The organism is Plastoroseomonas hellenica, from assembly GCF_018129085.1.
Classification (GTDB): domain Bacteria; phylum Pseudomonadota; class Alphaproteobacteria; order Acetobacterales; family Acetobacteraceae; genus Plastoroseomonas; species Plastoroseomonas hellenica.
The window spans coordinates 18,373-29,163 of the sequence record NZ_JAAGBB010000067.1; the positions used below are offsets into that span (position 1 = coordinate 18,373).

The following is a 10,791-nucleotide window of genomic DNA, read 5'->3' on the forward strand; positions in this document are numbered from 1 at the left end:
CGCCTCAGCGCGCCCGGCGATCCCGGGCGCGCTGCTTCCAGAGAGCCCAGGGGCGATGCACCTGCGCCTCGATGCTCTGCACGCAGGCGCGGGCTTCGGCCTCGCTCAGGAAGGTGACCTCGCCGAGCCGCGACGCCTCGAGCTGATAGCGCGCATTGAGCTCGGCATAGACAGCGCGATAGACCGCCTGCGGGATGGAGCCGCCGACCACCGTCGAGCCATGGCCGCGCATCAGCACGATATCGGCCGCATCGAAATGCTCGGCGAGCGCCCGGCCAAGCGCGTTGTTGCTGATCAGCAGGTCGGTGCCGTCGCCGCCGGCGTCCCGGATCTCGAAGACCGGCGCGCCCTGGCCGATGAAGCCCGCCATGTGGAACAGCGCCTGGAGCCGGGTGCCGCGCGCGACGCTCAGCGGCACGATCGAATGTGAATGGCTGTGCACGACGGCGATGACATCCGGGCGCCGGCGGTAGATCTCGCCATGGATGAAGCGCTCAAGATAGACGCGGCGGCCGACAGCGTCGACGGGATCGCCATCCAGGGTGAACTCGATGATATCAGCCGGCGTCACCTGCCCCGGCGCCATGTTGCGGGCGAGCAGGAAGCGGTCGGGCCGGCCATCGTGCCGCACGCTGATATGGCCGAAGGCATCGACGACGCCTTCGTCGGCGAGGATGTGGTTGGCGATGACCAGGTCCTCGATCAGGGATGGCGACGGCGCCTGGCCGGCCGCGGCGGCATCGGCCACCTGCTGGGCGATGCCTTCGGCGTCATTGGAACACATACGCATCCCCTCTCTGCTGTTGCGCCAGCGCCGGAACTTCCGTGAGCGCGGTGCCGCCATAGAGCCAGGCGAGGCTGTCATACCAGTCCGCCGGCGCCTTCGCGCGCATGATTGCGTCGCGGAGCGCCGCATGTGCACCCGCGGGGTGATAGACATGCTCGCCGATCGCGCGCGAATAGAGTTGCACGGCGGCGGTGCGCAGCAGGCGCCGCGTCTGGTAGGCGGCGAGCGCCTGCTCCACCCGGCCGGGATGCGCCGCGACCATCTCGCCGAGGCAGACGCCATCCTCCAGCGCCATGCAGGCGCCCTGCGCGAAATACTGCAGCATCGGATGCGCGGCATCGCCGAGCAGCGCGACCCGGCCATCGACCCAGCTCCCGACCGGATCGCGGTCGCAGAGCACCCAGAGCTTCCAATCGGTGCCGTGGCGGATGATGGCCTGCGCCCGCGGATGCACATGCGCGAAGCCGCGCAGCACCTCCGCCTCCGAGACCGGCTTGCCGGCGACGGGTTCGGCGGCGTCGTTGTGGCAGGTGACCACCAGGTTGAACGTCTCCCAGCCCGAGAGCGGGTAGTGGACCAGGTGGCATTTCGGGCCGGCCCAGAGCGTCGCGGCGTTCCAGCGCAGATCCTCCGGCATCCGCGCGGTCGGGATCACCGAGCGGTAGGTGGTGTGGCCGGAGACGCGGGGCGGCCCGTCGCCCACCAGCTGCGCGCGGACCCGCGACCAGAGGCCGTCGGCGCCGATCAGCGCGGCGCCATCCAGCCGCTCCCCGGAGGCCAGCCGGACCGCGACGCCGCCGCCATCCTGCGCATAGCCTGCAATCTCGGCGCCGGTGCGGAGCGCGATACGCCCATGCGCCTGGCAGGCGCGGAGCAGCACGCCATGGAGTTCGCCGCGATGGACCACGGCATAGGGATTGCCGAAGCGCTGGCGGAACGGCTCGCCCAGCGGGATATGGGTGATCTCCCCGCCGCCCACGGCATCCATCAGCCGAAGCTGGTCGATATAGACCGCCATCGCCCGCGCGGCGTCGCCGATGCCGAGGCGGTCGAAGCAGCGGAAGGCGTTGGGCCCGAGCTGGATGCCGGCACCGATCTCGCCGAGCGCCGCCGCCTTCTCCAGCACCGTCACCGCGGCGCCGGCCTGGACGAGCGCGAGGGCGGCGGCGAGGCCGCCGATGCCGCCGCCGGCGACGATGAAGCGGCCGGCGCCTGGCGCCGTCATGGCGCCCGGCGCGGTGAGGCCGCTAGCGCTGGGCGGCGATCCGCAGCGGCGCGGGCGTCACCTCGTTGTGCAGCTCGGCGAGGCCAGTGAGCAGGCGGATCATGGTCACGCGATCCTCGGGCGCCAGTGGCGCCAGCAGCCGTTCCTGCACCCGCTTCACCGCGGGGAGCACGTCGCGCAGCAGCTTCGACCCCGCGGGCGTGATGCGCAGCAGCTTGACGCGGCGGTCGCCCTGGCTCGCGCTGCGCAGGATCCAGCCTTTGGCTTCCAGCCGTTCCAGCACGTCGCCGATCGTCGAGCGGTCGAAGGCGATCAGCGCCGAGAGCCGCGTGGCGTCGACATCCGGATTGGCCTTGATGGCCGTGAGCGCCGCGAACTGCACCGAGGTCAGGTCGAAGCCCGCGCATTCCTCCGTGAACAACGCGGTCGAGATCTGCTGCGCCCGGCGGATGAGATGGCCGGGCATGGTGTAGAGATCGTCCATGCGGGGTGGCGGGCTCGCCGGGAAGAGCGGCGCGGGATTGCGCCGCCGGTGCGGGATGCATAGCGCAACGGCCACGCGGCCGAAACTGGCGCGGGATCCTGCCGCCATCGGGCTCCTTCGCCAGGTCGAGCATGTCGTCACCGTCCATGGCGCAGCCTCCGCGATTGACCGTACTCATAAAGACAGTATACGGTCAATCCCGGGCAGGAGGACGTCATGGATAAGGACAGGACGCCGGCGCGCGCCGCCGAGACGCCTGAACGGCTGGCCTTCTACGAGCGCATCGGCCGGCAGAATCTCACCCCGCTCTGGACCTCGCTCGCCAACCTGGTGACGCCGGAGCCGCGCAGCGCCTGCCGGCCCGCGGGTTGGCGCTTCGCGGAAATCCGCGCGGCAATGCTGGAAGCAGGCGCGCTGATCACCGCCAAGGAAGCCGAGCGGCGCGTGCTGGTGCTGGAGAATCCCGGCCTCCGCGGCCAGTCCCGCATAACGACCGACCTCTATGCCGGGGTGCAGCTCGTGCTGCCGGGCGAGGTCGCGCCGGCGCACCGCCACACCCAGACCGCGCTCCGCTTCGTGCTGGAAGGCGAGGGCGCGCATACGGTTGTCGATGGCGAGAAGACCATCATGCGCGAAGGTGATTTCGTCATCACCCCGCCGATGACCTGGCACGACCACGGCAATGAAAGCGACCGGCCGATGTTCTGGCTCGACGGCCTCGACATCCCGCTGGTGCAGTTCCTCGACGCCTCCTTCGCGGAACACCTGCCGCAGGACGAGCAGCCGCTCACCCGGCGGGAGGGCGACAGCCTGGCGCGCTACGGCGCCAACCTGCTGCCGGTCACGCCGTCGGGCGGCCGCGGGCATTCGCCGATCTTCAACTACCCCTATGCCCGCACGCGCGAGGCGCTCGACATCATGCGGCGGCAGGAGGAATGGGACCCCTGCCACGGGCTGAAGATGCGCTACGCCAACCCCGAAACCGGCGGCCACGCCATGGCGACCATGGGCAGCTTCATGCAGTTGCTGCCGGAAGGCTTCCGCACCAGCGCCTATCGTTCGACCGACGCCACCATCGTCGTGCCGATGGAGGGGCGCGGCCGCAGCCATGTCGGCGAGGATTTCACCGTCGAATGGGGGCCGCGCGACATCTTCGTCGTGCCGAGCTGGCATCGCGTCCGGCATGAAGCCGACGCCGAATCCGTGCTCTTCTCCTTCTCGGACCGGCCGGTGCAGGAGGCGCTGCGCCTGTTCCGGGAAGATCGCGGCGGCGCCTGACCCGGCCCGCCGGGATGGGGAGGATCGATCCCATGCTGGGAAGACGCGGATTGGCCCATGCCGCGGCGGCGGCCGTGTTGCCGGCGCGCGAGGCCCTGGCCCAGGCACGGCCGGTGCGCCTCATCGTCCCCGCCGCCCCGGGTGGTGCGATCGATGTGATCGGCCGCATCTTCGCACAGAGCTGCGCGGCGCTGCTGCAGCAGGTCTGGGTGGTCGAGAACCGCTCCGGCGCCAACAACACGCTGGGCGCCGCCGAGGTGGCGCGCGCCGCGCCGGACGGCGCGACCTTGCTGGTGAATGCCGACATCCAGCTCATGGCGCGGCTGGTCATGCGCAACGTGCCTTATGACCCCGTGGCGGATTTCACGCCGATCGGCCGGCTGGCGACCGCGCCGCTGGTGCTGGTCGGCAATCCCAGCGCCGCGCCGCAACCCGATCTCGCCGCGCTGCTCGCCGCGGCCAAGGCGCGGCCGGACCGCTTCACCTTCGCCAATTCGGCGCTCGGCAGCATGGGCCATCTGGCGACCGAGAGCCTGCGGCGGCGGGGCGGGCTCGATGCGCTGGTGGTCAGCTACCGCGGCACTGCGCCGGCGCTGACCGATGTCGTCGCCGGGACCACGACGCTCATGGTCGCCCCGCTCGGCTCCGCCCTGCCCTTCCTGCGCGGCGGCCAGCTCCGCGGCTTCGCCATCATGGGTGCCGAGCGGAGCGCCGCGGCGCCGGATGTGCCGAGCATCGCGGAGGCCGGGCTGCCCGGCCTGAACTTCACCCTGTGGTATGCGCTCTGGGGTCCCAAGGGCCTGCCCACGGATCAGGTGGAGCGGCTGAACGCCGCGCTGCAATCAGCGGCGCGGGACCCGCAGCTACGATCGCGCCTCGCCGAGCAGGCCGTGGATCCGGTCATGGAAAGCGCCGCAGAGTTCGCCGCTTTCCTCGCGACGGAATCGCGGCGCGTCGCGATGGTCGCGCGCGAGGCGGGGATCGAGCCGGAATAGGCAGCCGCCGCGGCGGCGCCGGCTTCCCGTCAGCGACCACCCCGCATGTAGCGCCGGCTGGGCTGGTAGGTCATCCAGCGCAGCAGGTTTGCCCAGAACCGCTTCAACTGTTGCATCCCGGTGCCTCTTTCATCTCGGCGCCCATCGGCGGCATCCTCCCGCATCGCGTCGAGTCGGAACCAATCACATCTGTCCGGATTTTGTCGGGCCGCGCGGCGACAGCGCGCTACTTCGCGAAATACTCGTCAATATCGAGCCAGCCCATCAGCACTTTCGCCGGGCTCCTGACGTCCACGGGATTGAGCGGCCGCCAGCCCTTGCGCTTGATGAAATCGAAGCCGGTGCCGGGGCCACCCTGACCCGCCTCGACCGTCTCCCAGCTCGGGTTCTCGCCATCGACCCAGCCGGTGATGACGCCGACATGGTGGTGATACCATTGCCGAGGGGCGACCAGCCGCCCGATCTGAAAGAGGTCGCCCGCCCGCGGCCGCACCGCGCTCGTCTTGTCGCGGAACCAATGCCAGCCCGGCGGCGGCGTTGCGGGTTCCTTGCCGTATTTGTCGTTGCCCGGCAGGCTGAAGGACGTCACGCCACCGCCGCGCCGCTTGCCGAAGCCTGCGCTCTCGATCTTGTTGAAGATCTGGCCGATCAACCCCTCGCAGGATGTCGTGACCGGCCCGCTTGCCGGCCTCGTCCAGCTGCCGGTTTTCGCGTCCTTCGTGAATCCCTCAGCCTTCCAGGCATCTTCCAGGGATTGCTGCGTATGCCCCGTCCATTCCTTGAAGCGGGCGCTCGTCGCCTTGCTGTTCGATGCGATGACGGCCTCGGTGTTGGGCAGCAGGATCGCCAGCTCCGTGCAGATGAGCTGGCGACGGTCCGACAAGTACGGATTGACCATATCGAGCGCGCTGAGCCCGGCCATGGTGATCGTCCCTCACTCCTGGCAGGCACGCATCATGCGTGCCCCGCGATACGCAGCGTGATGATGCGCCCTATTCGGTTCGAAACCGAAATCACAAAGTCGTTTCGACGTCGGATTCCCAGGCCTAGGGCAGCACGAAGAGGCTGCCCTTGCCGTGCCCGAAGGCGGTCATCGTCTCCAGGATCTCCTTCATCGCGTTGAAGGAGGGATTGCCGTCGCGATTGCTGAACACGCCCTTGTTGCCTTTGGGGCGGGGCGCGATGCAGCCGATCACCCAGCCGACATTCGGCGCCTCATGAATCAGGATGCCGCGCTGCGCCCGGGTCTCGCCGCCGAGGACCCTGATGCAGTCGCCGCTATGACCATCGCGCATCGTCTTCACCACGCGGTTCCCGCGCTCCACCTTCAGCGGATAGGGCTCGTCGCGGGCCGGCATCATGACGAAGCGCTCGCTCTGCTCCAGGCTGCCAAAGCTGCCGCGGTAGCGCTCCAGCGTCGTGTATTCCTTGCTCCTGAAGCCGCCGGCCTCCGCCGCGAGGCTGAGCGCGCGGCCGGCCAGCATGACGGTGGCGCCGGCCCCCGCCATCGCGAAGCTCGCCGCCGTCACCTTCGGGCCGGCGAGTACCAGCAGCGACCCCCAGCGGCCACTCTTGCGCTTGACGCTCGGCCTGGCGGTGACCGGTGCGTGCCGCGGCAGATAGAGGCGCAGACGCTGCTCCTCCGTCAGCTCGTCGACATCCTTGTTCTGATTGCCGTCGAGGATGAATTCGTCGAGCGGTGTCCGCGTCAGGATCAAGGTGACATGGGCCATGTGACTACCGATCCCCGCATCCGGGTGCCCCGGAGGATGGCGGCGCGTGGGAGCGGCGCCGCCTTACGGTCGTAGCGGTAGTCCAAAGGCCCGCGGCGGGGCTGTGCGCGGGGTCACCAGCCGGCGGCGGCGGCGGCGCGGCGCGTCAGGCGACTGCGACCGCCTCCACCTCGATCTTCCAGGCGGGGTTGGCGAGGCCGCCGATGATCAGCGTGCTCGCGGGCTTGCGGTCGCCGAGCGCTTCCTGCCGGCCGATGCGGCTGGCGCCGATGTCGCCGGCATTCGGCAGGATGGTGACGATCTTCACGACATTGTCGAGCGTCATCCCCGCGGCCCGGAGCTGGGCGGCGAGGTTGGCCCAGACGAGGCGGCTCTGCGCCGCAATGTCGTCGGGGATCCTGCCGTCGGCATCGATGCCGACCTGCCCGCTGATGTAGAGCGTGCGCGTGGCGCCGGTCACTTCGACGGCCTGGGTATAGGGGCTGGCCGGCGCGGGTGCGTCGGGTGCGTTGATGTCGCGGCGTTGCATGGGCGTTTCTCCGTGGCTGTGGGCGCGGGTCGCGCCGCGCCGCATGCTGGAGCATGATGCGTTCGTAAGCACTCACGCATCATGCTCCAGCACCTTGTTTGATCGCGTGATTCAGACTTTTCGGCCGGACCGGCCTCAAGTCATCACGCTCTAGCCCGGGGAGGCCGTCCTGGCAGCACGGCCAGGGCGGCGGGGCGGCGCGGCTGCCGCGGCAATCCGGCGCAACGCCGCCCCGAAATGGCGCGCTGCCGGCCCCAGCGGTTCATCCAGGCGATACGCCAGATAGGCTTCGTAGCGGGTCGTCGCGTCGCGGCCGAGCGCCCTGGTGTCGAGGCGGACCAGCCGCCCGTCCCGGAGGTCGCGCGCGACCAGCCAGGACGGCAGGCGCCCCCAGCCGAGCCCCGAGAGGATCAGCGCATGCTTGGTGTCCTGGCCGCCGACCCGGCAGGTCTCCGGCGACAGCACACCGAAATCCCGGCCTTCCGACAGCGCGCTCGGGTCCGAGAGCACGATCTGCAGGTGATCCGCGAGGTCGGCAACGCCGATCGCAGCACCCGGCGGCCGCCGCGCGAGCGGATGCGAGGCGGCGACGACCGCCACCTGCTCCACCGCCGCGAGGGCTTCGAGCGCCAGGCGCGGATCGCGGAAATCCTCCCCCACCATGATTGCCAAGGTGCTGCGCCGCTCGAGGAGCGCCGCCGGCGGGCCGCCCATCGGCTCCACCGCCATCCGGATGGCGACCGAGGGATAGGCTGCGCGCAGCGCCACCAGGGCGGCGCCGACCGCCGCGATCGGAAACAGCGTATCGACGATCAGCGACAGCTCCAGCTCGACCCCTTCGCCGAGGCCGCGTGCCCGGGCGCGCATCGCATCGACGCGGAGCAGGATGTCGCGCGCATTGGCGAGCAGCGCGCGGCCTTCCTCGGTCAGCACCGGGCGATGCCCGGCCCGGTCGAAGAGCTGCAGCCGCAGCTCCGCTTCCAGGTTGGCGATGGCGTGGCTCACCGCCGACTGCACCCGCGCCAGGCGGGCGGCGCCGGCGCGGAAGCTGCCAGCCTCCGCCACGGTCACGAAAGTGCGGAGCTGATCGAGCGTGAGCGCATCCAGCATGATCTATTCCCTAGATCGAACCCATGCTGCTTTTATCACTCCCATTGATCGGTCAGAACGCCATTCTTTCCCCGGTGCAACCCGGCGGACCGGCCCCTTGCCGGTCCGAGGCCGCGAATGCGGCCCGCGGCTAGTGCCGCGAAGCCAAGGGCGGCGGACGCCGCCCGCCCGGCGTTTGAGGGCAAGGAAATGAAAATGACCAAGGTTCTGGTGCTCTATTATTCATCCTACGGCCATATCGAGGCGATGGCCGCGGCAGTCGCCGAAGGCGCCCGGGAGGCGGGCGCGGAGGTCGCGGTGAAGCGCGTGCCGGAGATCGTCCCCCAGGCGGTCGCGGTGAAGGCGGGCTACAAGCTCGACCAGGCGGCGGAGGTCGCGACGGTCGCCGAGCTGCCCGAGTATGATGCGATCATCATCGGGACGCCGACGCGCTTCGGGACCATGGCCGCGCAGATGAAGAACTTCCTCGATCAGGCGGGCGGGCTCTGGGCCAGGGATGCGCTGGTCGGGCGCCTCGGCAGCGTCTTCACCTCGACCGGCAGCCAGCATGGCGGGCAGGAGGCGACGATCCTCTCGACCCATGTCGTGCTGCTGCATCTCGGCCTGGTCGTCGCCGGCCTGCCCTACACCTTCAAGGGCCAGATGCGGATGGACGAGGTCACCGGCGGCTCACCCTATGGTGCGACGACGCTGGCAGGCGATGGCGATCGGCGGCCGAGCGCCAATGAGCTCGACGGCGCACGCTTCCAGGGCCGCCATGTCGCCTGGCTGGCGCATGCGCTGGCCGCGGCGCGTGACAAGGCGGCGGCGTGAGCGCGACCGCCCTGCCCCGTACCGCCGCCATCACGCGCTGGGCGCCGGTCGCGGCGGTGGTCGGGGCCGGCGTGGTCTCGGCGCTGCAGGTCGGCAAGGCCGCGATCGCGACGCCGCTGCTGCAGGCCGACCTGCGGCTCGACCTCGGTGCCGTCGGCTGGGTGACCGCGATCTTCGCGATCCTCGGCGTCTTCGGCGGCATCCCGGCCGGCGCCATGGCGCGCGCACTCGGTGACCGCCGGGTGCTGGTCGCCGGGCTCGCCGCGGTCGCGATCGGCAGCGCCGCGGGTGCGCTATCACCCTCCTTCGCGATGCTGCTGGCCTCGCGGATCGTGGAAGGGCTCGGCTTCCTGCTGATCGCGGTCTCCGGGCCCGCGATCCTGCAGCGCGTAGTGGCCGAGGCGCACCGGACCATCGCCTTCGCGCTCTGGAGCTGCTTCATGCCGGCGGGCATGGCGATCGCGATGCTCGCGGGGCCGGCGCTCGGCGACTGGCGGGTGATCTGGTGGATCTGCGCCGCGCTCGCCGTGGCGGCGATCGCGGCGGTTTTCATCTGCATCGGCCGTGCGGCGGCCGCCGCGCCGATCCCGGCGCAGAGGCTCTGGGCGGATGCGACCGCGGTCGTGACCGGGCGCGGGCCGCTGCTGCTGGCCGGCTGCTTCGCCCTCTACAGCCTGATGTTCTTCGCGCTGTTCAGCTTCCTGCCGGTGCTGCTGATGGAGCGGATGCAGGCGACGCACGGCACCGCCGGCCTGCTCAGTGCTGCTGCGACCGCGGTCAATGTCGTCGGCAATCTCGGCGCCGGCTGGCTCCTGGCCCGCGGTGCCAGCCGATCCGCGTTGATCATCGGCGCCACCGTCGTGATGGGGCTTTGCGGGATCGGCATCTTCCTGCCGCTGCTGCCGGCGGTGCCGGCCTTCCTGCTCTGCCTGGTGTTCTCCGGCATCGGGGGCATGATCCCGGCGACGCTGATCTCCTCCGCGCCGATCGCGGCACCCGCCGCGCTGACGCCGGTCGTCATCGGGCTGATCATGCAGGGCAGCAATCTCGGCCAGGTGGTCGGGCCCGCCGCGGTCGGGGGCGCGATCGCCGCCTTCGGCTGGCCCGCCGCTGCCGTCGCGGTGCTCGCCGCGGCGCTGCTCGCGGCCGGCGCGGCACGCGCGCTGCGCCCGATCCTGACGCCCTTGGGATGAGAGCTGAGGCTGAGCGTCGGCACCATCACGCCGTTGTAACTGCCGCGACGGGCGGTGCGCGGCACTTTGATCGCGGAGCGGCTTGGCCGCTCAATACACTGGTGGAACTTAGCGGCGATATCGTAGCGGAGGCCCGATCAGTGACACGCCGTGGACTCGCCGCCTTTCTCTTCCTCCCGCTTGCTGCCGCCCCCGGTGCTGCCTCCGCCATGGACTGGCTGACGCCGCGCCTGGACGCGAACCGCTTCGGAAGTCAGCTCCGGCAAAACCAGCGGGCACGCGAACGGGCACGCCGGCAGCGGCTCGGCGGCCCCACGCCCACAGCAACCGAGCAACAAGCCGCTCCGTCGCGCCATGGCGACGCGTTTCAGCGTGGGGTGCTGCCCAGCGGCAAGCCCAGCGCCAGCCGCTAGAGCATCTGTTGCGGCGAGCAGATTCACGCCTCCAGGCGATTCCGCCGCTGCGCTATAGCCGGCTGGGCGACAGCACCATGCAGGGGCCGCGTGTCGCGCGGCAGGCATGGCGCGCCTGATCCGGGGAAAGGCCGATGACGCGGGCGCGCCAGAGCTGCCCGCCGCGGCTTCTGACCCGCTCCACCGCCGCCCGTCCGCCGCGCCCGGCGGCGCGGCGCGCGGCCGCCTGGG

11 protein-coding genes are annotated in these 10,791 nt (G+C 70.7%); 4 read left to right on the plus strand and 7 right to left on the minus strand.

Going from position 1 to position 10,791, the window contains the following annotated elements; genetic code table 11:
• Nucleotides 1–4: 4 nt before the first annotated feature.
• From GXW71_RS30625 to GXW71_RS30635, 3 genes are read right to left on the minus strand one after another with little or no spacing between them, the layout of a single operon-like run.
• A complete protein-coding gene (locus GXW71_RS30625; RefSeq protein ID WP_211856699.1) occupies nucleotides 5–784 on the minus strand; it encodes a class II aldolase/adducin family protein in 780 nt (259 codons plus the stop codon).
• Nucleotides 771–2,012, minus strand: coding sequence for a 3-hydroxybenzoate 6-monooxygenase (locus GXW71_RS30630; protein ID WP_211856707.1), 1,242 nt, complete (start codon nucleotides 2,010–2,012; stop codon nucleotides 771–773). The genes GXW71_RS30625 and GXW71_RS30630 overlap by 14 nt, the downstream gene beginning before the upstream one ends.
• 22 nt (nucleotides 2,013–2,034) lie before the next feature.
• Entirely contained in the window at nucleotides 2,035–2,604 is a 570-nt protein-coding gene (locus GXW71_RS30635; RefSeq protein ID WP_246527042.1) for a MarR family winged helix-turn-helix transcriptional regulator, read from the minus strand.
• 108 nt (nucleotides 2,605–2,712) lie between these two features.
• Here GXW71_RS30635 and gtdA point away from each other — a divergent pair, with 108 nt between their 5' ends.
• Both gtdA and GXW71_RS30645 read left to right on the plus strand, forming a co-directional pair.
• The gene (gtdA, locus tag GXW71_RS30640; protein WP_211856709.1) at nucleotides 2,713–3,774 is read left to right on the plus strand and encodes a gentisate 1,2-dioxygenase; all 1,062 of its coding nucleotides are present in this window, start codon (nucleotides 2,713–2,715) and stop codon (nucleotides 3,772–3,774) included.
• A 32-nt stretch (nucleotides 3,775–3,806) separates the two neighbouring features.
• The gene (locus GXW71_RS30645; RefSeq protein ID WP_211856711.1) at nucleotides 3,807–4,769 is read left to right on the plus strand and encodes a Bug family tripartite tricarboxylate transporter substrate binding protein; all 963 of its coding nucleotides are present in this window, start codon (nucleotides 3,807–3,809) and stop codon (nucleotides 4,767–4,769) included.
• A 226-nt stretch (nucleotides 4,770–4,995) separates the two neighbouring features.
• On the opposite strand, the gene GXW71_RS30650 is transcribed toward GXW71_RS30645, so the two are convergent.
• From GXW71_RS30650 to GXW71_RS30665, 4 genes are all read right to left on the minus strand, one after another.
• Complete coding sequence (locus tag GXW71_RS30650; RefSeq protein WP_211856713.1) at nucleotides 4,996–5,691, minus strand: hypothetical protein; 696 nt, start codon at nucleotides 5,689–5,691, stop codon at nucleotides 4,996–4,998.
• A 124-nt stretch (nucleotides 5,692–5,815) separates the two neighbouring features.
• Nucleotides 5,816–6,502, minus strand: a complete 687-nt coding sequence (locus GXW71_RS30655; RefSeq protein WP_211856715.1) for a hypothetical protein — start codon at nucleotides 6,500–6,502, stop codon at nucleotides 5,816–5,818.
• A gap of 145 nt (nucleotides 6,503–6,647) precedes the next feature.
• Nucleotides 6,648–7,031: a RidA family protein gene (locus tag GXW71_RS30660; RefSeq protein ID WP_211856718.1), complete on the minus strand. Its 384-nt coding sequence runs from the start codon at nucleotides 7,029–7,031 to the stop codon at nucleotides 6,648–6,650.
• Between the two features lie 150 nt (nucleotides 7,032–7,181).
• Nucleotides 7,182–8,141, minus strand: a complete 960-nt coding sequence (locus tag GXW71_RS30665; protein ID WP_211856720.1) for a LysR family transcriptional regulator — start codon at nucleotides 8,139–8,141, stop codon at nucleotides 7,182–7,184.
• A gap of 195 nt (nucleotides 8,142–8,336) precedes the next feature.
• Between GXW71_RS30665 and wrbA the strand changes: the two genes are divergently transcribed.
• Nucleotides 8,337–8,954: an NAD(P)H:quinone oxidoreductase gene (gene wrbA / locus GXW71_RS30670; RefSeq protein WP_211856722.1), complete on the plus strand. Its 618-nt coding sequence runs from the start codon at nucleotides 8,337–8,339 to the stop codon at nucleotides 8,952–8,954.
• Nucleotides 8,951–10,147, plus strand: a complete 1,197-nt coding sequence (locus GXW71_RS30675; RefSeq protein ID WP_211856724.1) for an MFS transporter — start codon at nucleotides 8,951–8,953, stop codon at nucleotides 10,145–10,147. Before wrbA ends, GXW71_RS30675 begins: the two co-directional genes overlap by 4 nt.
• The last annotated feature ends 644 nt before the right edge of the window (nucleotides 10,148–10,791 follow it).

Coding starts and splice junctions, on each gene's coding strand:
- GXW71_RS30625 (WP_211856699.1), bottom strand. CDS start 784: ATGTGTTCCAATGACGCCGAAGGCATCGCCCAGCAGGTGGCCGATGCC.
- GXW71_RS30665 (WP_211856720.1), bottom strand. CDS start 8,141: ATGCTGGATGCGCTCACGCTCGATCAGCTCCGCACTTTCGTGACCGTG.
- GXW71_RS30635 (WP_246527042.1), bottom strand. CDS start 2,604: ATGGCGGCAGGATCCCGCGCCAGTTTCGGCCGCGTGGCCGTTGCGCTA.
- GXW71_RS30660 (WP_211856718.1), bottom strand. CDS start 7,031: ATGCAACGCCGCGACATCAACGCACCCGACGCACCCGCGCCGGCCAGC.
- gtdA (WP_211856709.1), top strand. CDS start 2,713: ATGGATAAGGACAGGACGCCGGCGCGCGCCGCCGAGACGCCTGAACGG.
- GXW71_RS30630 (WP_211856707.1), bottom strand. CDS start 2,012: ATGACGGCGCCAGGCGCCGGCCGCTTCATCGTCGCCGGCGGCGGCATC.
- GXW71_RS30645 (WP_211856711.1), top strand. CDS start 3,807: ATGCTGGGAAGACGCGGATTGGCCCATGCCGCGGCGGCGGCCGTGTTG.
- wrbA (WP_211856722.1), top strand. CDS start 8,337: ATGACCAAGGTTCTGGTGCTCTATTATTCATCCTACGGCCATATCGAG.
- GXW71_RS30655 (WP_211856715.1), bottom strand. CDS start 6,502: ATGGCCCATGTCACCTTGATCCTGACGCGGACACCGCTCGACGAATTC.
- GXW71_RS30650 (WP_211856713.1), bottom strand. CDS start 5,691: ATGGCCGGGCTCAGCGCGCTCGATATGGTCAATCCGTACTTGTCGGAC.